At 63.2% G+C, this 22,135-nt stretch carries 21 protein-coding genes; 10 read left to right on the forward strand and 11 right to left on the reverse strand.

Annotated elements, in window-relative coordinates; genetic code table 11:
• The first annotated feature begins 15 nt into the window (after window positions 1-15).
• From AC1RR3_RS22750 to AC1RR3_RS22760, 3 genes are all read left to right on the forward strand, one after another.
• Window positions 16-981 (forward strand): alpha/beta hydrolase family protein, encoded by a 966-nt coding sequence (locus AC1RR3_RS22750; protein ID WP_492825341.1) that lies wholly within the window; start codon window positions 16-18, stop codon window positions 979-981.
• 263 nt (window positions 982-1,244) lie between these two features.
• Complete coding sequence (locus tag AC1RR3_RS22755) at window positions 1,245-1,745, forward strand: DUF2867 domain-containing protein (protein ID WP_492825342.1); 501 nt, start codon at window positions 1,245-1,247, stop codon at window positions 1,743-1,745.
• Window positions 1,746-1,959: 214 nt separating this feature from the next.
• Window positions 1,960-2,943: an ABC transporter substrate-binding protein gene (locus AC1RR3_RS22760; protein WP_492825343.1), complete on the forward strand. Its 984-nt coding sequence runs from the start codon at window positions 1,960-1,962 to the stop codon at window positions 2,941-2,943.
• Between the two features lie 79 nt (window positions 2,944-3,022).
• Here AC1RR3_RS22760 and AC1RR3_RS22765 read toward each other — a convergent pair whose 3' ends face one another.
• The 3 genes from AC1RR3_RS22765 to AC1RR3_RS22775 form a co-directional block, all read right to left on the reverse strand.
• Window positions 3,023-4,261, reverse strand: coding sequence for an acyltransferase family protein (locus AC1RR3_RS22765; RefSeq protein WP_492825344.1), 1,239 nt, complete (start codon window positions 4,259-4,261; stop codon window positions 3,023-3,025).
• A gap of 1,171 nt (window positions 4,262-5,432) precedes the next feature.
• Entirely contained in the window at window positions 5,433-5,600 is a 168-nt protein-coding gene (gene rpmG / locus AC1RR3_RS22770) for a 50S ribosomal protein L33 (RefSeq protein WP_007603295.1), read from the reverse strand.
• 124 nt (window positions 5,601-5,724) lie between these two features.
• Window positions 5,725-7,050, reverse strand: coding sequence for an LLM class flavin-dependent oxidoreductase (locus AC1RR3_RS22775; RefSeq protein ID WP_492825345.1), 1,326 nt, complete (start codon window positions 7,048-7,050; stop codon window positions 5,725-5,727).
• 234 nt (window positions 7,051-7,284) lie between these two features.
• On the opposite strand from AC1RR3_RS22775, the gene AC1RR3_RS22780 reads away from it, so the two are divergent.
• Window positions 7,285-7,827 carry a hypothetical protein gene (locus AC1RR3_RS22780; RefSeq protein WP_492825346.1) on the forward strand — a complete coding sequence of 181 codons (543 nt, stop codon included), beginning with the start codon at window positions 7,285-7,287 and terminating at the stop codon, window positions 7,825-7,827.
• 76 nt (window positions 7,828-7,903) lie between these two features.
• Window positions 7,904-9,262 carry a metallophosphoesterase family protein gene (locus AC1RR3_RS22785; RefSeq protein WP_492825347.1) on the forward strand — a complete coding sequence of 453 codons (1,359 nt, stop codon included), beginning with the start codon at window positions 7,904-7,906 and terminating at the stop codon, window positions 9,260-9,262.
• A 24-nt stretch (window positions 9,263-9,286) separates the two neighbouring features.
• On the opposite strand, the gene AC1RR3_RS22790 is transcribed toward AC1RR3_RS22785, so the two are convergent.
• Genes AC1RR3_RS22790 through topA form a run of 4 tightly spaced genes read right to left on the reverse strand, consistent with a single transcriptional unit; the run spans window position 9,287 to window position 15,598 of the window.
• Complete coding sequence (locus tag AC1RR3_RS22790) at window positions 9,287-10,036, reverse strand: NUDIX hydrolase (protein WP_492825348.1); 750 nt, start codon at window positions 10,034-10,036, stop codon at window positions 9,287-9,289.
• A gap of 32 nt (window positions 10,037-10,068) precedes the next feature.
• Entirely contained in the window at window positions 10,069-10,509 is a 441-nt protein-coding gene (locus AC1RR3_RS22795; protein WP_492825349.1) for a DUF983 domain-containing protein, read from the reverse strand.
• A complete protein-coding gene (gene rnr, locus AC1RR3_RS22800; protein ID WP_492825350.1) occupies window positions 10,503-12,857 on the reverse strand; it encodes a ribonuclease R in 2,355 nt (784 codons plus the stop codon). Before rnr ends, AC1RR3_RS22795 begins: the two co-directional genes overlap by 7 nt.
• Before the next feature lie 8 nt (window positions 12,858-12,865).
• On the reverse strand, window positions 12,866-15,598 hold the full coding sequence (gene topA / locus AC1RR3_RS22805; protein ID WP_492825351.1) for a type I DNA topoisomerase: 2,733 nt from the start codon (window positions 15,596-15,598) through the stop codon (window positions 12,866-12,868).
• Between the two features lie 227 nt (window positions 15,599-15,825).
• Here topA and AC1RR3_RS22810 point away from each other — a divergent pair, with 227 nt between their 5' ends.
• Entirely contained in the window at window positions 15,826-16,065 is a 240-nt protein-coding gene (locus AC1RR3_RS22810) for a hypothetical protein (RefSeq protein WP_492825352.1), read from the forward strand.
• A gap of 57 nt (window positions 16,066-16,122) precedes the next feature.
• Here AC1RR3_RS22810 and AC1RR3_RS22815 read toward each other — a convergent pair whose 3' ends face one another.
• Both AC1RR3_RS22815 and AC1RR3_RS22820 read right to left on the reverse strand, forming a co-directional pair.
• A complete protein-coding gene (locus tag AC1RR3_RS22815) occupies window positions 16,123-16,677 on the reverse strand; it encodes a flavodoxin family protein (protein ID WP_492825353.1) in 555 nt (184 codons plus the stop codon).
• A 170-nt stretch (window positions 16,678-16,847) separates the two neighbouring features.
• On the reverse strand, window positions 16,848-17,315 hold the full coding sequence (locus tag AC1RR3_RS22820) for a winged helix-turn-helix transcriptional regulator (RefSeq protein ID WP_492825354.1): 468 nt from the start codon (window positions 17,313-17,315) through the stop codon (window positions 16,848-16,850).
• 122 nt (window positions 17,316-17,437) lie between these two features.
• Between AC1RR3_RS22820 and AC1RR3_RS22825 the strand changes: the two genes are divergently transcribed.
• Window positions 17,438-18,211, forward strand: coding sequence for an SDR family NAD(P)-dependent oxidoreductase (locus AC1RR3_RS22825; protein ID WP_492825355.1), 774 nt, complete (start codon window positions 17,438-17,440; stop codon window positions 18,209-18,211).
• Window positions 18,212-18,387: 176 nt separating this feature from the next.
• Window positions 18,388-18,570, forward strand: a complete 183-nt coding sequence (locus AC1RR3_RS22830) for a hypothetical protein (RefSeq protein WP_492825356.1) — start codon at window positions 18,388-18,390, stop codon at window positions 18,568-18,570.
• Between the two features lie 62 nt (window positions 18,571-18,632).
• On the opposite strand, the gene AC1RR3_RS22835 is transcribed toward AC1RR3_RS22830, so the two are convergent.
• On the reverse strand, window positions 18,633-19,241 hold the full coding sequence (locus AC1RR3_RS22835; protein WP_492825357.1) for an FMN-dependent NADH-azoreductase: 609 nt from the start codon (window positions 19,239-19,241) through the stop codon (window positions 18,633-18,635).
• A gap of 83 nt (window positions 19,242-19,324) precedes the next feature.
• Between AC1RR3_RS22835 and AC1RR3_RS22840 the strand changes: the two genes are divergently transcribed.
• The gene (locus AC1RR3_RS22840; RefSeq protein WP_492825358.1) at window positions 19,325-19,735 is read left to right on the forward strand and encodes a winged helix-turn-helix transcriptional regulator; all 411 of its coding nucleotides are present in this window, start codon (window positions 19,325-19,327) and stop codon (window positions 19,733-19,735) included.
• Here the strand turns inward: AC1RR3_RS22840 and dprA are convergent.
• Complete coding sequence (dprA, locus tag AC1RR3_RS22845) at window positions 19,732-20,874, reverse strand: DNA-processing protein DprA (protein ID WP_492825359.1); 1,143 nt, start codon at window positions 20,872-20,874, stop codon at window positions 19,732-19,734. The two genes, AC1RR3_RS22840 and dprA, sit on opposite strands and share 4 nt — an antisense overlap.
• A gap of 287 nt (window positions 20,875-21,161) precedes the next feature.
• On the opposite strand from dprA, the gene AC1RR3_RS22850 reads away from it, so the two are divergent.
• The gene (locus tag AC1RR3_RS22850; protein ID WP_492825360.1) at window positions 21,162-22,130 is read left to right on the forward strand and encodes a hypothetical protein; all 969 of its coding nucleotides are present in this window, start codon (window positions 21,162-21,164) and stop codon (window positions 22,128-22,130) included.
• The last annotated feature ends 5 nt before the right edge of the window (window positions 22,131-22,135 follow it).

Here is a 22,135-nt window from a genome sequence, read left to right on the forward strand (position 1 = left end):
GCTTGGGAGACTTACTTGCGCAAAGCATTTTGGTCTTTAGCTGTTGTGCTGTCTTGCTTGGCTTGTTCCGCCGATGCCGCTGGCATCCAGCTTTTCAACCATGCCCCTAACTTGACGGGCGCGATCTGGTATCCCTGCGAGGCCAAACCGAAAGATGTGGAGCTTGGCGACCTGGGGGTGGGTGTCGACTATGGTCTCGTCGGTGTGAAGGATTGCCCCGTCACTGGGGCAAAGCTGCCGCTGGTCATCGTCTCCCACGGTTATGTCGGATGGTTCGGCGGGTACCATGACACGGCAGCTGCGCTAGCAGATGCTGGATTCGTCGTCGCGGCAATCAATCATCCGGGTGACAACGCGAACGATTCCTCAAAAAAAGACGATCTGTCATCGTTCGTGTTGCGTCCGACAGACATGGTCCGTCTGCTCGATTTCATGCTTCAAGACTGGAAAGATAGGGCCGTCGTCGATCCCGCGAAAATTGGACTGTTTGGATTCTCCAAGGGAGGCTACACTGGTCTCGCACTGATCGGTGCCGCACCGGACTTCAGTCGTTATGCGCTCGGTTGCACGGACGCGTCGAAATTCTGCGAGCAACTTAGAAGCGGCGACATTCCCGCCTTGGCACAAGATGCGCGCATTCGCGCCGCTGTGATCGCCGATCCGATACCAGGTTTCTTCACGCAATCCAATCTGGCCGCGATCAGGATTCCGGTGCAGTTCTGGCGAGCGGAGGTCGGAATCGGGATTATCGATCCGGACGGCACGGCGCGGGTCGCCCGTGCGCTACCGGGAAAGCCGGAGGTCCACAGCGTGCCTGCCAGCCACTTTGCGTTCCTAGCGCCATGCTCCCCGCAACTCAGGGCCGCGCTGCCTCGCATCTGCACCGACAAGCCCGCGGAATTTGACAGGTCAGCGTTTCATCGCGAATTTAACGAGAGCGTTGCGCGGTTCTTCCATGAGCAACTGGCTGAAGGCAACTGACTGCTGCCGCCAAGGCTTTGGCGGATAAGTCGGCTTCTGACCCATCGGCGAAGTGGCGGCACCCCTCCACGAGGTCCGCTTATGGGGGAATGGCGGACAAGATTTGCTCAGATTGAGCTCTTCGCATCTTGACCCAACTGAGACATGTGCGCCGCAGGATTGTTGCGATGCGGAGCGCGTGCATATAAAAAGGACTACGGCAGCAAGATCGTCCGCAACGCCAACTGCGCTACGCTCCTCCCCGGCATCCGGTATCTAGTCCCATGACCAAAGCGCGCGCCGTGCCGATGCCCAGCAACAGCGTGCTTGCGCCGCTTTACGCGGGCGCGGACCTTTTGGACGCCTTTGCGATTCAACTGCCGGCGGGCGCCAGCGATGATGTAGAGGTGCTGGCACGCGCCGCGCTCGAGCGACAGGCGTGGTGGATTCGTGCGCTCACGCATGTTCGCGATGTGGTGATGGCGACAGTCGCCGTCAAATCGTCGCGCGCCGTCGGTCTTGCCGCAGCGGCGCGTGGGCCGGTCATCGGCTTCTTCCCGGTGCTGTCAAAGAGTGCGACGGAGTTGGTCGTCGGCGCGGATGACTGGCATCTCGACTTCCGCGTCACCATTCAACTTCGCGCCGATGCAGCAAATGGGCGCGAACTGGTCGCGGGTACCGTGGTGCATTGCCATAACCGACTGGGGCGTATTTATCTTACGACGATAGCACCGTTTCATCGCGTGATTGTGCCGGCCAGTTTAGAACGGGCGGCAAGTGCTTGAAGATTTAAGCATGCTTCCTCGGTGCTACGGAGGCGGGGTGCTCTACGACGCGCTGGGCTCCTGCACCATGGCCTGGCGCATCGGCGTCGCGCCGATCTGGCCGCCGCGTCGCCAGGCTCCCCATGAGGCCGCGGCACTTGCGCCAAGGCGGGCTATCGCAGCCTTCCGGCCCCGTGTAGTGCTATGTCGAAAGCACTTCACCGGGGGCATTTGAATGCGGCGGCGCGAATTTCTTGGTGTCATGGGTGCAGTGGTGTCGGCGTGGCCGATTGCCGTTGCCTCGCAGACTGCGCCTCCGCGCATCGGAGTTCTCTCCGCAGGCGCCGAGGGATCGCCCGAGTCCAAGGCATCCTTGGCTGAGATCAGCGAGGGCTTGCGTGACGCTGGTTTGATCGAGGGCCGCGACTACGTCCTTGAATGGCGGTTTGCTGCGGGAGCATACGGTCGGTTTCCCGCCTTGGTGACGGAATTGGCGCGCAGCAATGCAAGGATCTTGCTCGCGAACACGATTGCGGCTGCGCGCGCGGCGCAGGGTCTGTCGCCGCCGATTCCCGTCGTCATGTTGGGCGTCAACGATCCCGTGGGCAACGGCCTGATCGGAAGCCTCGCGCGGCCCGGTGGCCACACCACGGGTCTGGCCACCCTGGCCCAGGACCTGTCACCGAAGATGCTGGAATATCAGCAGATGATCGTGCCCGAGGCGAAGGTTCTCGGCGCAATCTACAATCCCGCCAATCCGTCACACCCGCGCATCCTCGAGAATTTCACGAACCGTGCGCGGGCGATGGGGATGAGTGTTCAGCCCGTCCCGTTGAGCGCGCCGGAAGAGATGAACAGCACGTTTGCATCTCTCGCTGCCACAAAGCCCGAGGTGATTCATCTGCTTCAGGATGCAGCCAACCTTGATCTCGGCGACCGGATTTCCGCATTTGCCAGGGAACAGCGCATTCCGATGTTTTCGACTTTCCCACCCATCGTCGGATTCGGCTGCCTTCTTGCGTATGGTCCTCCGCGGAAGAAATTTCTGGTCAGGGCGGGCTACTATGTGAAGCGAATTCTGGGCGGGGCCGATCCCGCCGATCTGCCGGTCGAGCAGCCAACTCAAATCGAATTGTGGCTCAATATGGGGACCGCGAAAGCTCTCGGACTAACACTCCCGACAGCGTTGCTCGCAACGGCCGATCAGGTGATCGAATAAGCAGGTCATGGCATCGCGTAGGCCCAATTTGCGAGCCTTCGGCGGAGGGGAAGCGATAATTGCAGGATTGCGAACGGCGTTACGACGCCGCAACGTTCACCTTCACCGGGACGGGCAGCGGAAGGCGTAGCCCGCGAGCCAATGCCTGATGTCTCGATGCCGGCCGCCTTTCCGGCAGCTTTCCGAAATACGCGAGCGTTTGCATCAGCGCGGATCTGACGGCCGGCTCGATCTTCGCGCAAATCAACCAGCAGACCAGAACGAGCAGGCCCAGCGCGATCCATACGGCCGCGGTGGCATCCAGGCCTGAAACGACCAGGGCACGAATGATCGCCGTGCCAATGACGTTGTGGGTGAGATAGAGCGGATAGGTGATCAGTCCGAGCGTTCTCAGATAGGCCGGTGCTTCGGGGGATGCGATGCCCGCCGAGCGCCTGCTCCGGTTCGCGGCAAGGGCAATGAGGAGCACCGCGGTCGCCCACACCATGATCGGCACGAGGGCCGATTGATCCGAGATGGCGGGGATGGACGTCAAAAAGAACGAGGCAAAGAAGTCGATTTCCGCAGCGCCCGAAAGACACGCGATCGCAACGGCGACCTGTTCGAGCGCCGTCAATTGTCTGTTCGCGGAAATGAACAGCCAGATCCCCAGCGCAAAGAAGCAGCCATGGCTCAACAGGAACGCCGCGCACGGCACCCGAAACATCAGGATGATCAGATAGGGCAGGTCGGATGACGTCGTGCAGGACGCGACCAGCAGCGCGGCGGCATTGAAGATCGCGCTGTAGATGGTGAGACCGAAAGCCAGGTGTCGCAGCGTGATTGTCCTCGTGAGCATCGCGCAAAACACGAGGCCATAGAACGCGGTCTCGGCGGCAAGCGTCCAATAGACCTCGTCAAGCCATTGAGCCGTGACGCCCTTGGGAACCATCAGCATGGCGTGGATATAGGGCAGGATGAATTCGGAGGCCGGGCCGCTGCCGAAGAGCAGCAGAACGAGAAAGGTCGCGGTGGCGCAAACCCAGACTGCCGGATAAAGCCGGAGTGCGCGGCCAAGCAGAAACGCGCCCGGCGAAGACTGGCTTGCGGAATTTGCGATGACGAACCCGGAAATGACAAAGAAGATCTCGACGCCGACCCAGCCGAACCAGGTGAAGGGCGCGGCGGAGGGGTAGAGAACATCGGCGGCGACGGTGCGCTCGAAACCCGGGACACCAATCGAAACCCAGGCCCAGGACCAGAACATCTGGTGAAAAATGGCGACTCCGAAGGCGGCGGCGAAGCGCAGCGAATCCAGCAACGGCAAATGGCTCTTCACGGGAATGGACCAAATTCATGCAACGATCCCGCTGGAGATATTGAATCCCGTCACCCAGCTCTTTGAGGTGGGTCACACTTGGTCCGTCGTGGTCCGGACGTGCACACCAAAGGGCAGGGCAGCTTTACCCTCAGCTCTCGTTCCCCGGACGCAGCGCTGCAGCGTTCCACGCTGCAGCGCGTCCGGGGCGCAAGAAAGAAGTTCGGTGGCCCGCTGCAAACGTTGGCCGACAAACGGGGTCGACAATCATCCGCAGCAAGCCGCCAGCAGGACTAGCGACGTCCTGACCGCTTGAGTTCTGCCACCTTAAACCTGTTGCCGGCGGCCAGGCTGCTGCAGAACCAGTGGGCTCTGTTTCGATTCTCACCCAGGAACACCTTCGTCTCGACGCAATTCTCGTAGGACGCATGGGTGATGGTGTCTCGGCACGTCGGCGAGAAAGGTCCATAATTGATATTGCCGCCCGACTCGCTGCATCCAATCCAGGGCTCGTTGCCGTGCCGGAAGCTTGATGCACAGCCACCGTTGCAGCTGCTGGCGACTTTCTCCAGGCTGGCAATCCTCCCCATCACAGAACCCGGCGCATACGACGGCGTGCGCGCGGTTGACGTTTGAGCTGCTGACGCAGTCCGACGCGGCGCCGTTGTGTTTGCTCCCCGCTCTGTCACGTGTGGCCTTGCCACCTGCTTCGGCGCGTCGACCGTGACGGGCGGAAGCGTGGCGGCGGAGCCTGTTGGGATTTGCGACGCGGCCGGGCCGCACAGCAAGGCAGTTGACACGACGGCGATGGCTGAAGGCACGACAAGGCTTGGCGACAATCTCATGACCATGTCCTTCCCCAAATCCGGGACGGAACTGCCGTCCCGATAAGTGCACGGTAACATGCATTCCGAAGTGAGCAACCGGGGGTTGATAGAATATTTGCCGATGACTCGCCATGCAGAGCTCAGCTCTCGTGCCCCGGACGCAGCGCAGCGTCACTTCGACGGTGCGCTGCAGAGCCGGGGCCCATGTTGCGGCATCGTACTGTGTTGCATTCCGGATCCCGGTTCTGCGCGGCAACGCTAGCGTGTTGCAGCGCGCCCGGGACACGAGAGCGCACAAATAAAAACGGGGCCCGCGAGGGCCCCGTCAAAGTCCGTAGTCTATTCCGCGATCTTACTTGATCTTCTTACTTGATCTTGGCTTCGCGGAATTCGACGTGCTTGCGCGCCACCGGGTCGTACTTCTTCTTGACCAGCTTGTCGGTCATGGTGCGCGAATTCTTCTTGGCGACGTAGTAGAAGCCGGTGTCGGCCGAGGACACGAGCTTGACCTTGATGGTGACCGCTTTGGCCATGTTCAGAACCTCAGGAAAAGGGGGAATCTGGAGCCGGCCAAACGGCCCGCGTTGGCCGGCAACCTAGCCAGAAACCGCCTGATGTCAAGATTTTTGGGCCGAAAAACTACTCAAATCGGGCCCATTACCCCTCGAAGAACCGGTTTTTCGGCCGCGGCAGGCCCAGATTCTCCCTCAAAGTGGACCCTTCATATTCTTTCCGGAAAATCCCGCGCTTTTGCAGCTCCGGGACGACCTTGTCGACGAAATCGTCGAGGCCGGCGGGCAGGAACGGGAACATGATGTTGAAGCCGTCGGAGCCGCGCCCGACCAGCCATTCCTCCATCTGGTCGGCGATGGTCTTGGCGGTGCCGACGAAGGACAGGCCGCCATAGCCGCCGACGCGCTGGGCGAGCTGGCGCACGGTCAGCTTGTCGCGCTTGGCGAGGTCGACCATGCGCTGCCGGCCGCTCTTGCTGGCGTTGGTTTCCGGGATCTCCGGCAATTGCCCGTCCGGATCGAAGCCCGACGCATCGGTGCCGAGGATGACGGACAGCGAGGCGATGGCGCTGTCGTAATGCACGCGGCTGTCGAGCAGCGCGCGCTTCTCCTGGGCCTCGTCGACGCTGTCGCCGACCACGACGAAGGCGCCGGGGAGGATCTTGAGATGTTCAGGATCGCGGCCGACCTTCTCCATGCGGCCCTTGATGTCGGCATAGAGCTTTTGTCCGTCGGCGAGGCTGCCACCGCCGGTGAACACGGCCTCCGCCGTCTCGGCGGCGAGCTGCCGGCCGTCTTCGGACGCGCCGGCCTGCACGATCAGCGGCCAGCCCTGTACGGGGCGGGCGATGTTGAGGGGGCCGCGCACCTTCAGATATTTGCCGTTGTGGTCGAGCACATGCATCTTCGAGGGATCGAAGAACAGCCCGCTCTCGACGTCGCGGACGAAGGCGTCGTCGGCGAAGGAATCCCACAAGCCCGTGACGACGTCGTAGAACTCGCGCGCGCGCTTGTAGCGCTCGGCGTGCTCCATGTGGTCGTCGAGGCCGAAATTCAGCGCCGCGTCCGGGTTCGAGGTGGTGACGATGTTCCAGCCCGCGCGGCCGCCGCTGAGATGGTCGAGCGAAGCGAAGCGGCGCGCGACGTGATAGGGCTCGTCGAACGTGGTCGAGCCCGTGGCGATCAGGCCGATCCGCTCGGTGACGGCCGAGAGTGCCGAGAGCAGCGTGAACGGCTCGAACGAGGTCACGGTGTGGCTGCGCTTGAGCGCATTGACCGGCATGTTGAGCACGGCGAGGTGATCGGCCATGAAGAAGGCGTCGAACTTGCCGGCCTCGAGCTTCTGGATCAGCGTCTTGATGTGGCCGAAATTGAAATTGGCATCGGGCCAGGCCCCGGGATAGCGCCAGGCGCCGGTGTGGATGCTGATCGGGCGCATGAACGCGCCAAGCTTGAGTTGCCGTTGTGCCATCGCGCCCTGATTCCGTTCTGGGTGTCGTTCATCAACACATAGGCACGCGGGGGAACTCCGCCATTGGGGCGGGCGGGAAGAATTTTTTGTTTTTCGCAGTCAGCTCAGCACAATCGCGTCATTCCAGGGCTCGCGCCAAGTGGCGCGCCCCGGAATGACGGGAGGGAGGACGCTCCGCATCGAACCGATCCGCCGCTCACACCGACCAAGCCAAGACCCGTGAGGAAGCGTTCAATGGCCGGCGCAATGACAGTGGATGGCGGCATGGTCCGCATCGACCGGCCGATGCCCTGGATCGGCCGGCTGCTGTCGTTTCCGCTGCTGGCGGCGAGCGGGTATCTGCTGTGGAATGTCGCGCTCGGCCTGCGTCAGGATTTTTCCGGTTTTGGAAGGCTCGCCGACGACCTCGTGCCGGTGCTGGTGTTTACGGTCTTCGGGCTGCTCGTCGGCATTCCCGGCCTGATCCTGCTGACGTTCCGCACGTTCGTCGTGCTCAACGAGACGCTGCGCCAGATCGTCATTACCAGGCAGTTCGGCCCGCTGAATCTTCGCAAGCACCGTGATCTCGCCGATTACCATTTCATCAGCATCACCGACGATTACGACGCGGATCTGACGACCTATGAGGTCAATCTCTGTGGCAACAAGGGCACCGAGCCGATCACGCTGATGAGCTTTACCAGGCGCGAGGAGGCCGGCAGGTTCGCAAGCGAGGTCGGCCGCGTCCTCAAACTGCCGGCGCGCAATTATGTCGGCACCGAGCCGGACGCGGACTGAGCAAGTCCGGCCACGGCCTGTTGCTCCCCGTTCCGGAAATTGCCATCCTCGCGGCTGAAAACCGCGATGGAAGGTCATGACCTCAGCGAATAATTCGATCCCTGCGATTCGACCGCGCGGCAAGGGCCATCAGTTTCTCCTGTACGGCGACTCCTGCTCGGGCGTGCCGGGGGCCTTGCACGAAAGGACCTTCGCCGAGGTCAATTCGGTCGTTCAGCGCCTGAGACCGCAGCCTGAATTCATTCTGTTTCCGGGTGACGAGATCATCGGGCTGACGCCGGATCCGGACGCGCTGCGCGCGCAGTGGCGCCATTGGCTGGATACGGAAATGGCATGGCTCGACCGTGCGGCCATTCCGATGTGGCACACGACCGGCAATCACACCACCTACGATGTGATGAGCGAGGCGGTGTTTCGCGAAGCGCTTGATATGCCGGACAATGGGCCGCCGGGGCAGGCGGGTCTCTCCTATTTCGTGCGGCGCGGCGACCTCCTGATGGTGTTCGTCAACACGCTCTGGAGTGGCCTTGGCGGCGAAGGCCATCTCGAGCTCGCGTGGCTGGAAGCAACGCTCAGAGAGCATGGTGATGCCCGGCACAAGCTCGTCCTTGGTCATCACCCGGTGTTTCCCATCAACGGCTTTACGGCGACGTATCAGCGGGAGATCGGCCACGAATATGCGCGCCCGTTCTGGGACATCCTGGTGAACCACAACGTGCTGGCCTATCTGTGCAGCCACATCCTCGCCTTCGATGTGCAGGCGCATCGCGGCGTCCTGCAGATTTGCACGGCGGGCGCGGGAACGGCTCACCGGATGCCGGAAGGTGTCGAGTATCTGCATTGCGTTCAGGCCGCGCTTGACGAGGAGGGCCTGCGTTATCAGGTGCTCGACGTTCACGGCGCGGTCAGGGAGACGTTGGAATGGCCGCTGCGCGATGCTGATCCCGCCCGGTGGAGGGCGCTGCCGCCCGGGGAAGCCGAAGCGCCGTTCAGCGGATGTGTGGAGAGCGGACAGAGCATCGAGCTGAGACTGGTGGGACAAAGCGCTGCGACCGATGTCGCATCAGCCCAGACGATTTTCACGGCTTTCGCGCCTGGTTCGATCGCGCCGTTCTGGCTTGGGCTTCGGGGACCGAGGCAAACTCTGACAGCCATCGTGGGGCGTGAGCCGGGACGCAGTCCATCCTATTGGCTTGGACCTGACCTTCCGGCAGGCGAACGCTTCGATATTCACATCGCGATCTATCCGGATATGGGCCCCGGCGGTCTGCTCTACCGCCATCACGACTCCAAGCGTTGGTCGTCCTTCACATCAGCGACGGCGCGAGGGCTGGAGCAGCTTGCGTGGCCGCGGCACTGGGCGATCGGTCACGGACAAGGCGGCCGCGAAGACCGCGCCTTCAGAGGTGCCGCGCTGAGTTTGCTGATCGCGTGAACGAGCCTGGAGAGATCGGCTCGATCAGCTCAAGATATCCTTCTGCATCTTGCCGCCGTAGAAATGGAAGAACGGCACCGGCGCGTCGTGGCGCAGCGGGCCGGTTGCAAGGCGGGTGTCGAGCTCGTTGAGCACGTTGCGCGTCATCGGATGCAGATCGGCGAGCGGCTTTGAGCCGAGCTCGACCCAGACCAGCTCGACCAGCTCGGCATCGGCATGGATCACGCCGTCGATGCGGTGGGTGATCGCGGAGGCATCCGCGGTGAAGAAGCGGGTGTCGAAGCGCTTGACGCGGCCGGGCGGGGTGATCGCGCGCGCGATCAGGAACAGGCTTGAGGGATCAGGCAGCAGGCCCGCATCCGCGAACGGCTTCCAGGCGCCATCGAGCTTCGGTGCCTTGCCCTCGCTCTTGCGGCCGAGGCAGAGGCCGGTCTCCTCGCAGGCCTCGCGGATCGCGGCGATGGCGAGCGATTTTGCGCGTGAGGCCGGCGTCTTCGGGCTGCCCTTGGCGAGATTGGCTTCGAGCTCGGCGGTGATGGGGGCAGCGCACGGCACGCGGTAGTCGGCCTTGTCGACACGGCCGCCGGGGAAGACGAATTTCCCGGGCATGAACACCACCTTGTCGTGGCGCTTGCCGACCAGCACTTTGGGGATGGCGCCGCTGCGATCGACCAGGATCAGCGTCGCCGCATCCTTCGGGCGGAAATAGGGATGATGGTCGGCTTCCTTGCCCTCGTGGATTTTTGCCTTTTCCGCCTGCGCCGTATCCGTCATGTCCTCACCCAAACCGCTTTTGCTTATTTTCCTTACACCGGCGGAATACCATCCGGAGGGTTCTCGTCAAAGCCGTGCATGCGCAGAGCCCATTGCAGGCCGACCACAGCTCCCTTCACCGGCTGGAGCAGCGCGAGCGAGGCGAAGAACGTGAAGGGCAGATAGGCGGCAAAGCTGATCCAGACCGGCGTGGTGTAGTTGGTCTCGATCCAGAGGATCGTGGGCACCACGATGTGGCCGACGATGACGATGACGAGATAGGCGGGCAGATCGTCGGCGCGGTGCGGCGTGAAGTCGAGGCCGCACACCGAGCAATTGTCCGCCGTCTTCAGGAAGGCACGGAACAGTTTTCCCTCGCCGCAGCGCGGGCAGCGGCCGCGAAAGCCGCGCTTCATGGCCGTCCAGACGTCGCGCTTCTCGACGAGGCCGGTTTCGCGCGTCCAGATTTTTGGCGCCGTGCTCATCGTCACCATGCCTTGCCCTTCTGACCCCCGCCTTTTCCCTTGTTCTTCTTACCCTTGCCGGGCTTCTTTTGCTTCGCCGGCTTGTGCTTCTTCGCCGGACTGCGTCCGGGATGCGCCTTGAACGAGGGGCGGCGCTGCGGACCGGATGGTCTGCGGCCCCGCGGCGCGGTCTCGCCGGTCGATGACGACGACAGCAGCTCGAACCGCAGCGCGCCTGCGATGGGGGCTGCTTCTATCAGACGGACGTCGACCACGTCACCCAGCTGATGCATGGTGCCGCTGCGCGTGCCGACGAGGGCGTGGCGGCCCTCGTCATAGTTGAAATATTCCGTGCCGAGGGACCTTATCGGGATCAGGCCGTCGGCGCCGGTCTCGGCGAGCTTGACGAACAGGCCGGCGCGCGTGACGCCGGAGACGCGGCCCTGAAAACTCGAGCCGATACGGTCGGCAAGGTGATGCGCAATCAGGCGGTCCACGGTTTCGCGCTCCGCCTTCATGGCGCGCCGCTCGGTCACCGAGATATGGGCTGCGACCTCGCTTAAGGTTTCCGGCGTTTCGCTGTCGGGCAGGGCGCCTTCGCCGAGCCCGAGTGCGCGGACCAGCGCGCGGTGCACGACGAGATCGGCATAGCGGCGGATCGGCGAGGTGAAATGCGCGTAGCGGCGCAGGTTCAGGCCGAAGTGCCCATAATTCTCCGAGGAGTATTCCGCCTGTGCCTGGGCACGCAGCACGACCTCGCTCACCAGCGGGAAGTGGTCGTGGCCTTCGAGCTGGGCCAGCACGCGGTTGAACAAAGCCGGGCGCAGTGCGCCTGATTTCGCGAAGGGAACGTCGAGCGTCTTCAAGAACTCTGCGAGCGCGTGGACCTTCTCCAGCGTTGGCTCGTCATGCACGCGGTAGATCAGCGGCAGCGACTTCTTCTCCAGCATCTCGGCTGCCGCGACATTGGCGAGGATCATGAACTCCTCGATCAATTTATGCGCGTCGAGTCTGTCAGGGACGATGACACGATCAACCGTGCCGTCGCTCTTCAGCAGGATCTTGCGCTCGGGCAGATCGAGATTGAGCGGATCGCGCTCGTCGCGGGCGCGCTTGGCGCAGGCATAAGCGGCGTAGAGCGGCCTCAAGATCGGATCGAGCAGGGGGCCGGTGGTGTCGTCAGGCCGGCTGTCGATCGCGGCCTGCGCCTGCGCGTAGCTCAGCTTCGCCGCCGAGCGCATCAGGATGCGGTGGAACGTGTGCGACCGCTTGCGGCCGTCGGGGCCGAGCACCATCCGCACCGCGAGCGCGCCGCGCGGCTCGCCCGGGACCAGCGAGCAGAGATTGTTGGAGATGCGCTCGGGCAGCATCGGCACGACGCGGTCGGGGAAATAGACCGAATTGCCGCGGTCGAGCGCATCGCGGTCGAGCGCGGTGCCCGGCCGGACGTAGAAGCTGACGTCGGCAATGGCGACGTTGACGATGAAGCCGCCCTTGTTGTTGGGATCGTCGTCCGGCTGCGCGTGGACCGCGTCGTCGTGATCCTTGGCGTCGGGCGGATCGATGGTGACGAGCGGGACGTCGCGCCAGTCCTCGCGGCCCTTCAGATTGGCCGGCTCCGCCGCTTCGGCTTCGCGCTCTGCCGCGGGGCGGAATTGCAGCGGAATGTCGTGCGCGTAGATCGCGATCAGGCTGATCGCCTTCTCCGACTTGACCGAGCCGAGCTTCTCCTTGACCCGGCCGGAGGCCAGCCCAAAGCTGCGGGTGCGGACGATGTCGACGCTGACGAGGTCGCCATCCTGCGCGCCGTGCGTGTCGGCGGCGGCGATGTTGAGCTCGCGGTCGGCACCCTTCTTGTCGATCGGGACCAGCCGCCCGCCGCCTTCGGGAAGCACGCGGAAGACGCCGAGGATGCGGCTTTTCGTCTTGTCGAAGACCTTGATGATGTGGCCGCGATAGGCCGGGCCTTCACTCTCATTGGTCGGCTCGACGCGCAGCAGCACGCGATCGCCGACGCCAGCCGTGGTGCCGGGCTTGGGCCGGCGCGGTAGTACGACGAGGATTTTGGGCGGTTCGCCGCTTTCGACCTCGTCCCATTCGGTGGGGGCGGCGATCAGCTCGCCGTCAGTATCGCGGCCGCTGATGTCGGCGACCAGCGTCGGCGGGAGCGCGTCCGGCTCGGAGACCTTGTGGCGCTTTTTCTTGATGGTGCCGTCGTCGGCGAGCTCGCGCAGCATGCGCTTGAGCTCGATGCGATCGGCGTTCTTCAGGCCGAACTCGCGCGCAATTTCGCGGGTGCCGACGTTTCCCTGATTTGCCTTGATGAAGGCGACGATGGCTGCCCGGTCGGGAAAGCCACGGTCATTCTTGCGTTTCACTTAACCTCTTAAGTCGTGCCGGCACTCTTCTTGGCCGGAGCTTTGGCGGCAGCCGCCTTGGTCGGCGACGTTTTGGCCGTCGACGACACGGCTGCGCGCGCCTTGCTGGTGGATTCGGTTTTCGGTTTGGCCGCCTTCTTGGCGGCCGGTTTTTTGGTCTTCGGCGCGGCGTCGTCGCCGTCCGCGGCCTTTTTGGCCTTGGCAGGCTTGGCCGCCTTCTTCGGTTTCTTGCCGCCGCCCTTGGCCGCGCGCTCGTCGATCAGCGCGATCGCCTGCGGCAGCGTGACGGCGTCCTTTTCGAACTCGGCCGGGATCGTCGCGTTGACGCCGCCTGCGGTGACATAGGCGCCATAGCGGCCGCTCTTCACGGTGACGGTGCCGAGCGTCGGATGATCGCCGATCGCCTTGCCGGGGTCGGCGCCGAAGCGCCGGCTCGGGCCCTTGGCGACCTTCTCCGCGATCAGCGTCACGGCGCGGTTGAGGCCGATGTCGAAGACTTCGTCGCCGGCCTCCAGGCTGGCATAGGTCTTCTCGTGCTTTACGAACGGCCCGAAGCGGCCGAGGCCGGCGGTGATCGGCTCACCGGTCTCCGGATGCTTGCCGATCTCACGCGGCAGCGACAGCAGCTTCAGCGCAAGCTCGAGCTCGACATCACCGGGCGAGGTGCCCTTCGGAATGCCTGCGCGCTTCGGCTTCTCGCCTTCCTCGTAATCCTTCTGCTCGCCGAGCTGGATATAGGGGCCGAAGCGGCCGGCCTTGACCCAGACATCGCGACCGGTGTCAGGATCCTGGCCGAGCGAACGGTCGGCGGTGGTCTCGCTGTCGGCGGCGAGCTGACGGGTGTAGCGGCATTCCGGATAGTTCGAGCAGCCGACAAAGGCGCCGAACTTGCCGGCCTTCAGATTGAGCCGGCCGTTGCCGCAGCTCGGGCACTGCCTGATATCGCCGCCATCGGTGCGCGGCGGATAGATGTGCTGGCCCAGCATGTCGTCGAGCACGTCGAGCACCTGGGCGACGCGCAGGTCCTTGATCTCGTCGACGGCGCCGATGAAGCCGGTCCAGAAATCCTTCAGCACCTGCTGCCAGGAGATCTCGTTGTTGGAGATGCGATCGAGCTGCTCTTCCAGATTGGCGGTGAAGTCGTATTCGACGTAGCGGGCAAAGAAGCTTTCGAGGAACGCGACCACGACGCGGCCCTTGTCCTCGCCGTGCAGGCGCTTCTTCTCCAGCTTGACGTAGCCGCGGTCCTTCAGCACCTGGAGGATCGAGGCATAGGTCGAGGGCCGGCCGATGCCGAGTTCTTCCATGCGCTTGACCAGCGATGCTTCCGAGAAGCGCGGCGGCGGCTCGGTGAAATGCTGGGTGACGGCGAGCGACTGCCGCTTGAGCGCGTCGTTCGGGCTCATCGCGGGCAGGCGGCGGGAGTCTTCGTCTTCCTCGTCGTCGCGGCCTTCCTGATAAAGTGCGAGGAAGCCGTCGAACTTGACGACCTGACCGGTGGCGCGCAGCTCCAGCGTGCGGCCGCCGGCCTTCGCCGTGATGTCGACGGTGGTGCGTTCCAGCTCGGCCGATTCCATCTGGCTCGCGATGGTGCGCTTCCAGATCAGCTCATAGAGTCTCGCCTGATCGGCATCGAGCTTGCGGCTCATGCTGTCGGGGCGGCGGGACAGGTCGGTCGGGCGGATCGCTTCGTGCGCTTCCTGGGCGTTCTTGGCCTTGGCCTGGTACTGGCGCGGAGCCTCAGGCACATAGGCGTTGCCGTAATCCTCGCCGATCACCTTGCGCGCCTGGGTGATCGCGGACGGATCGATCTGCACACCGTCGGTCCGCATATAGGTAATGAGTCCGGTGGTCTCGCCGCCGATGTCGATGCCCTCATAGAGGCGCTGGGCGATGCGCATCGTGTGCGCCGGTGCAAAGCCGTATTTGCGGCTGGCTTCCTGCTGCAGCGTCGAGGTGGTGAAGGGCGCCTGCGGATTGCGCCGCGCCGGCTTGGCATCGACAGCGGTCACCGCGTAGGCGGCTGCCTCCAGCGCCTTCTTGAAGTCTTCGGCTTCCGCGCCGGTACCGATGTCCAGGCGCTGGATCTTCTTGCCGTCGGCGCCGACGAGACGGGCCTCGAAGGCATCGCCGCGCGGGGTGAGCAGCGTCGCGATCAGCGACCAGTATTCACGCGCGACGAACTTCTCGATTTCGAGCTCGCGGTCGCAGACCAGGCGCAGCGCCACCGATTGCACGCGGCCGGCCGAGCGGGCGCCGGGCAGCTTGCGCCACAGCACGGGGGAGAGGGTGAAGCCGACGAGATAGTCCAGCGCGCGGCGCGCCATATAGGCGTCGACCAGCGCGCCGTCGATCTGGCGCGGATTCTTCATCGCATCCGTGACCGCCTGCTTGGTGATGGCGTTGAACACCACGCGCTCGATCTTCTGATCCTTCAGCGCGCGCTTCTCTTTCATCACCTCCAGCACGTGCCAGGAGATGGCCTCGCCTTCGCGATCAGGGTCGGTCGCCAGAATCAGGCGGTCGGCATTCTTCAGGGACTTGGCGATATCGTTGAGCCGGCCGGCCGCCTTGGGGTCGACCTCCCAGATCATCTTGAAATTGGCGTCAGGATCGACGGAGCCGTTCTTCGCGGGCAAGTCCCGGACATGGCCGAACGAGGCCAGAACCTCGTAGGACGAGCCCAAATACTTGTTGATCGTCTTGGCTTTCGCCGGCGACTCCACAATGACGATATTCATGTAGTTCCAGTAACTTACGGGGAAAATCTGGGCCGAATTCGACGAGATTCGCGCCGGCCCTTTCGACCCGAACATGGGTGGTGCGACCCTCGCTGTCAAATCGAAGGGTGTTGAAGGGCCCCCGAATGGGAAAAGTTTCATATCGAGAAAGTTGCGAAATACCACCTTGGAGTTGTGGCTGGTGTCAGCGTAGAGTTCCCACGGGGCATGGATTCGGGTGGGGTCTGGTGACAAAGCCAGGAAAGAAACGAGCGCGCTCGGGATCGGGTGCGCCGGGGGGCTCGCGTAACGAGGAACCGGGGGAGGGCGGCGTCGAGGAGGCGGTCGCCTTCATCGCCGAGCAGGTCGGGGCGTTGCGCAAGCTCGCCGAGCGCCACAAGCTCGATGTGCTGCATTATCTCCTGGGGATGACCAAGCTGGAGGCCGACGAGCACCTGCGGCTGCGGAGCAAGCGCAAGCTGTCGTAGTGGCGATTTCGCTTCGCTGCATCAGGGCTGCGGGAAACGCTCACAATGACGGCGTGGTTAGCCGTTGCGGATAGCCATTTTGGCCAATCGCCGGCCGAGATATTCAGCCGTGCTGATGTCGCTCGGTGGCAACGCGCCGTCGACCAAATGTGTCGCCAGGCCAAGCTGGCTGCCTAGACGATTTCGCCCACTCGGATCCTCCCCACCCGGAATATCCAGTCCGCACCAGAGCATGCCGTGCTGCGCGGCCAGAATGGAGAAGTAGGTCAATGTGTGGAGCTGATCGCCGCTTGCGCAAGCGCCCGCGGTGAATCCCGCTGCAATCTTGTTGGCCCAGGCTTGCTTGCTCCATCTGTCGCTCGAAGCGTCCGCAAACGCTTTGAATTGCGCCGCGGGTCCGCCCATGTAGGTGGGGCTGCCAAATGCGACCGCGCCGGCGCGGTCAATCGTTTTCAGCAATTTCTCATTCTGAAACCGGCCCGACACGATGTCGTCGCCTGTGACGCGACAAAGCGCGATGTCCGCCAGGCCATCCGCTCCGCGCGCCGCCGCGTGCGCCAGCTTCTCGGTGGTGCCGGAGATGGAAAAATAGACGATGGCGAGCAGGGGCATGGCGGTGCCATTTTGCGGTGTCTAGCCATCTTTGACGCCGTCGATATTTTGTACAAGCCCCACTACGTCGTCATTGCGAGCGCAGCGAAGCAATCCAGACTATCTCCGTGGAAAGATTCTGGATTGCTTCGCTGCGCTCGCAATGACGGGGTGGCGGCAGTTGCGGCCTATCAGGCCGACCGTCGTCGCGGCGCTGGCCGCAGCTTCACCATCGTATCCGTCTGACTGAGCAAGCGCCCATCCTCCGCGCGCAGCTCCAGCTTCCGCACCGGGCGGCCTTTTTCGCGATCGACCAGGATGGTTGCGATTTCCTCTGGCCGATCGTCGAACGCCTCGCTCCATTGCCGGAGCGCGACCAGGATCGGGAAGGTGCCGCGGCCCTTCGGCGTCAGCACATATTCCTGGTAGGCGCTGCCGTCGGAGGCGGGGGCGGTTTCGAGAATGCCGTGGTCCACGAGTGAGCGCAGCCGGGCCGACAAGATGTTCTTGGCCATGCCGAGCTTGTTCTGAAACTCGCCGAAGCGGCGCAGGCCAAACAGCGCCTCGCGAATGATCAGCAGCGACCACCAGTCGCCGATCGCTTCCAGCGCGCGTGCGATCGGGCAGGAATCGCCCTCGAAGCTGGTTCTCTTCACCATCGTCTTTGGTCCTGTCGCATTCGCCCGATTGCGGCGGCGATCACGCGCTTGTGTGGTTGCATCATAAAACCAAATGGCCTAGATGGCAACATAGTTTTATGATGCAACCACTGGAGGCGAGCATGAGACTGAAGAACAAGACGGCACTGATTACGGGCGGCAACAGCGGCATTGGCCTGGCGACCGCAAAACTGTTCGTGGCGGAGGGCGCGAAGGTGGTGATCACCGGGCGCAACAAGGAGACGCTGGCGGCTGCCGCGAAGGAGCTCGGGGCGAACGGACTTGCCGTCGAAGCCGACATCACCGACATCGCGGCCACGGAAAAGGCGATCGCGCAGGCGGTCGAGAAATTCGGCAAGCTCGACATCGTGTTCGCGAATGCAGGCATCCCCGGCAACACACCCGTTGGCGGCACCACGCTCGCCGCGTTCGAGCAGGTGATCCGCACCAACCTGACCTCGGTCTTCTTCACCGTGCAGGCGGCATTGCCTCACCTCAACGACAACGCATCCATCATCCTCAACGGATCGGTGATCTCGGTGCTGGGCAATCCCGGCTATGCGGCCTACGCCGCGAGCAAGGCTGGCGTGCGCGGGATGGCGCGCGTGCTCGCGTCCGAGCTTTCGCCGCGCGGCATCCGCGTCAATGTGGTGGCGCCAGGCGCGATCCGTACGCCGATCTGGAAGGGCGCCGCACCGACGGAACAGGCATTCGCCGTCCTGGAAGGCCGCATCGCCAAGACGACTCCGCTCGGGCGTATTGGTGAAGTGGATCACATTTCGAAGACGGTGCTGTTTCTCGCCTCGGACGATTCTGCTCACGTCACGAGTGCGGAGATCTTCGTCGATGGCGGCTCGACAGGATCGCCAGCCGGCGCGCCGATCTATCGCGGCTGATCGATCTTTGCGAAAATTGAATCGGTCGGCGCGACGACATCGGTTGCGCCGGCCGGTTCCCTCGTCTTGCGAGACGTATTTTCCGAACCTTTACGTGAGGTGTTGAACCTTCGCATGCGCTGCCAAGACCCTCTTACGGGCAGGGGGTCATAAGACTCATTTCAAGGGAGCCCGTGATGCCAAAGGCAGCTCGCATTTTTCCGTCGATTTCAGAACCGCGTATTTACACCGAACGTTCCGCCATTCCCGCAAAGCGCTCCGACACATCCGAATTCATCGGGGTCGCGATTTTTTCCGGCATCGGCCTGTTCATTTCGCTGATGGCCGTCATCCTCGGCGTGCAGGGCGCCTGGTTTTAGCCCGGCCGGCCTGTTCAGCCGCCGCCGGAAACCGGCAGCGGCTGTTGCGGTTGGCGTGGTCTTTAGGCCGCGTGCAGGCTGGTGGCTGCCTGGAGCGCGCCGGCAATCGCTTTCTCACGATGCTCCGGGCCAACCTGGATGCCGTCGGCGATGATGAATTCAGGATTTGTAATGCCCATGAAGGCGAACACGCCGCGCAAATACGTCTCAAGGTGCTCCAGCGCTGCGGCCGGCGAGCCCGCGCCGTAATAGCCGCCCCGCGAGATCGCGACGATCACGCGCTTGCCGCCGGCGAGGCCCTGCGGGCCGTTCGCGTCATATTTGAACGTCTTCCCCGCCACCAGGACCCGGTCGATCCAGGCCTTGAGCTGGCTCGGAAGCGTGAAATTGTACATGGGCGCGCCGATCACCACGATGTCGGCAGCCAGGAACTCGTTCAGCACAGCCGCGCTCGCGGCAAGGTCCGGTCCGAGTTCCGCCGGCGCAGGCGCGCCTTGGGCTGCCGCCAGATGCGAGCCGGAGAGGTGGGCGAGCGGGGTCTGGGTCAGGTCGCGGTAGACGATGTCGAGCGAGGGCGTCGCCTGCTTGAGACGGTCGACGATGGCGGCGGAAACCTGTCTGGAGACGGAGTGGGGGCCGAGCACGCTGGAGTCGAGATGGAGCAGTTTCATTTGGGTCACCCATGGTATATGTTTGTAACCAGCGCTACATGAGTGACTGTCGAATTCCCCGCAAGAACGCACTTTTTTGAGCCATGGGCACATCATTGACACCTGAGAACACCGATTTGCCTGCCGCGCCGCTGCTGGATCGCGACCATTCCGACTGCCGCGGGGTCGCCTCGATCCTGGCGCGGGTCGGCGACAAATGGAGCGTGTTCGTCATCATGATGCTGAGCGACGGACCAAAACGCTTCAATGAGCTGAAGCGGATGATCAACGGCATCTCGCAGCGGATGCTGACGTTGACGCTGCGCGGACTGGAGCGCGACGGGCTCGTCACGCGCACGATCTTTCCGACCATTCCGCCGCGCGTGGATTACGAACTGACCGATCTCGGCCGCGGGCTTCAGCAGCCGGTGAAGGCGCTCGGCGAATGGGCGATGGAGCATCAGGAGCAGATCGCATCGGCGCGGATGCGCTTTGACGAGCGGAACGGCGGCTAGAGCAGCGACACCAATCCGCCGCCGTGACGTTCGAGCCGGCCGGCGAGTTCGAGCTCCAGCAGCACGGTGCGCACGATCGCGGGCGAGGCGCCGGACATCCGCACGAGATCGTCGATTCCGATCGGCACGGGGCCGAGCAGGCCGGTGATCTGGTCGCGGTCGTGCCCTTGCGGATCGCTCTCGAACGGCTCGCTGTCGGGTTCGCGCATCGGAGCCATCAGCGGCCGCTCCATGATCGGCTGAACCGCGTTGATGATGTCGGCAGCTTCCGTGACGAGCGTCGCGCCCTGCTTGATCAGATCGTTGGTGCCGGCCGCGCGCGGATCGAGCGGCGAGCCGGGGACGGCGAACACCTCGCGGCCCTGTTCGGCCGCCATGCGCGCGGATATCAGCGAGCCCGAGCGGTGCGCGGCCTCCACCACGACCACGCCGAGCGAGGCACCCGAGATCAGCCGGTTGCGGCGGGGAAAATCGCGGGCCCGCGGCTCGTGGCCGAGCGGCATCTCGGAGATCGCCGCACCCGCATGGTCGAGGATCGCTGAGAGCAGGTCGCCATGTTCGGGCGGATAGATGCAATCGTGTCCGCCGGCGAGCACGGCGATGGTGCCGCTTGCGACGCTCGCGCGATGCGCGGCCTGGTCGACACCGCGCGCCAGCCCCGAGATGACGATGAAGCCGGCCTCGCCAAGCTCACGGGCCAGCTGGCCGGCGAATTTCAAGCCGGCGCCGGAGGCATTGCGCGAGCCGACGATCGCAATCATCGGCCGCATCAGGGTCGTGTTGTCACCGCGCACGGCGAGCAGCGGCGGCGCATCGTCGATCATCGCCAGCCGTGACGGATAGCCATCCTCGCCCGGCGCGACCCAGGCGATGCCGAATTTGCGGCTCGCGGCAAGCTCGGCCCTGGCTTCATCCGCGCTACAGATGCGCCCCGATCGCTGCGCACCGCCATGGCGCGCCAGATCCGGCAGCCGCTCCAGTGCGGCGCGCGGGCTGCCGAAATGATCGACCAGCGAGCGGAAGGTGCGCGGTCCGACATTGTCGGAGCGGATCAGCCGCAAGCGGTCGATCCGGTCGGTCTCGGTCAGCTCCACGCTGGGGGTGATGGCGTCCACGGTGTCTCCTTGCAGGCACAGCATGGAACAACCTGAGGGCGTGGGCAAGAACTCCCTGCACTTGCTGCCTTAACCGACTAAAGCAAAGGACGAATGGGGCACAGGCTGACGCGTTCCGCTCGGCGGGAAAGCCGACGTGATCTTTGCCGAGTTGATCAAACGACTGAAGCCCATTGCGTCAAAGGGACCAAGTGCAGGATCATATGAGGCTGCGACGGAGGCCCTTTCCGCGATATTCTTCATAGCTTGTATTGCAGCCCTTGAACTCCAACAGGTAGTATTGAAACAGATTTGAAGCTGGCGGGTATTTGATGTGGCTTTTTTTAGCTCGCGGTTGGCAACTCCTCCGCTCTGAGATTGTTTTTGGATTTCTGATCGGAACAGTGTTTTGGGCAGGAGTGCTCGCGTGGCAAGCCGCCGATGCTCCGACGGATGTTGAGAAGCAAAAATGTTATGAGGTCGCTGAGAAGTCTGGCCACAAGACTGACGAGTGCAAAACCTTCTGGCAGAAGGCTACTTCCGATCCTGTAGCCTTCTTTACATTGTGGCTCGTTATCTTCACTGGCGGTTTGACGGTTTCCACCATCTTGCTTTGGCAAGCTGGTGAAAAACAACGGCATAGTAGTGAGATGATCGCGGGTCGGCAGCGACGTAGCTCTGAACGAGCTGCCTATCTGCAAAGGATGTCCGACAGAAGCGCCAATGAAGCCGCTCATGGAAGCGTAGCAGTCGCTAAGCGCGCCTTGACCACTACTGAAAGGGCATTTGTCTTCATTGACGGATTTAATGTCGAATTGACGACTTTGGCGGACGGCGAGAGAAACGATGCCGCGGAAGCGCATCTTTCCGACAGGTACAAAGCCGACCCGGGCCTCGTCATCACTCGTTTTGCCGCCCAGCCAAGATGGAAAAACAGCGGCACGACCCCGGCAAGGAAGCTAAAAATCCGAGTGAACTGGCGAGGCCCCTCAGGACCTATGCAGCCTGAATTCGAATACAGAGAAGAGGCGACACCGTATTTTCTCGGCCCTCAGGCCGTAGAGCCCAGCGACTACGTTGAGATGACCGGAACCCAGGCGTTGATCAATTGGGTTATGAACCCTTTGCCGCCGTCCCCAATGATGTTCATTTGGGGGCGGGCCGATTACGAGGATGTTTTTGGGAAGCCCCATTTCACCGAATGGTGCTACCAGCTCAGATTGAGCCGGCCGGTCCGAGGAGACCGGATGAGCGCTCAGTTTATCCAATGGGGTGAACATAACCGCACCGATGATGGCTAGAAGTC

This window comes from Bradyrhizobium sp. GW821-FHT13H05 (assembly GCF_058804065.1).

What these genes read in the sequence shown, in the direction of transcription:
- AC1RR3_RS22775 (WP_492825345.1), bottom strand. Translation starts at nt 7,050, where the DNA reads ATGGCACAACGGCAACTCAAGCTTGGCGCGTTCATGCGCCCGATCAGC.
- dprA (WP_492825359.1), bottom strand. Translation starts at nt 20,874, where the DNA reads ATGCTGTGCCTGCAAGGAGACACCGTGGACGCCATCACCCCCAGCGTG.
- AC1RR3_RS22780 (WP_492825346.1), top strand. Translation starts at nt 7,285, where the DNA reads ATGGCCGGCGCAATGACAGTGGATGGCGGCATGGTCCGCATCGACCGG.
- AC1RR3_RS22820 (WP_492825354.1), bottom strand. Translation starts at nt 17,315, where the DNA reads ATGGTGAAGAGAACCAGCTTCGAGGGCGATTCCTGCCCGATCGCACGC.
- AC1RR3_RS22755 (WP_492825342.1), top strand. Translation starts at nt 1,245, where the DNA reads ATGACCAAAGCGCGCGCCGTGCCGATGCCCAGCAACAGCGTGCTTGCG.
- AC1RR3_RS22840 (WP_492825358.1), top strand. Translation starts at nt 19,325, where the DNA reads ATGGGCACATCATTGACACCTGAGAACACCGATTTGCCTGCCGCGCCG.
- AC1RR3_RS22830 (WP_492825356.1), top strand. Translation starts at nt 18,388, where the DNA reads ATGCCAAAGGCAGCTCGCATTTTTCCGTCGATTTCAGAACCGCGTATT.
- AC1RR3_RS22815 (WP_492825353.1), bottom strand. Translation starts at nt 16,677, where the DNA reads ATGCCCCTGCTCGCCATCGTCTATTTTTCCATCTCCGGCACCACCGAG.
- AC1RR3_RS22785 (WP_492825347.1), top strand. Translation starts at nt 7,904, where the DNA reads ATGACCTCAGCGAATAATTCGATCCCTGCGATTCGACCGCGCGGCAAG.
- AC1RR3_RS22795 (WP_492825349.1), bottom strand. Translation starts at nt 10,509, where the DNA reads ATGGTGACGATGAGCACGGCGCCAAAAATCTGGACGCGCGAAACCGGC.
- rpmG (WP_007603295.1), bottom strand. Translation starts at nt 5,600, where the DNA reads ATGGCCAAAGCGGTCACCATCAAGGTCAAGCTCGTGTCCTCGGCCGAC.
- AC1RR3_RS22790 (WP_492825348.1), bottom strand. Translation starts at nt 10,036, where the DNA reads ATGACGGATACGGCGCAGGCGGAAAAGGCAAAAATCCACGAGGGCAAG.
- AC1RR3_RS22825 (WP_492825355.1), top strand. Translation starts at nt 17,438, where the DNA reads ATGAGACTGAAGAACAAGACGGCACTGATTACGGGCGGCAACAGCGGC.
- AC1RR3_RS22760 (WP_492825343.1), top strand. Translation starts at nt 1,960, where the DNA reads ATGCGGCGGCGCGAATTTCTTGGTGTCATGGGTGCAGTGGTGTCGGCG.
- AC1RR3_RS22835 (WP_492825357.1), bottom strand. Translation starts at nt 19,241, where the DNA reads ATGAAACTGCTCCATCTCGACTCCAGCGTGCTCGGCCCCCACTCCGTC.
- topA (WP_492825351.1), bottom strand. Translation starts at nt 15,598, where the DNA reads ATGAATATCGTCATTGTGGAGTCGCCGGCGAAAGCCAAGACGATCAAC.
- AC1RR3_RS22850 (WP_492825360.1), top strand. Translation starts at nt 21,162, where the DNA reads ATGTGGCTTTTTTTAGCTCGCGGTTGGCAACTCCTCCGCTCTGAGATT.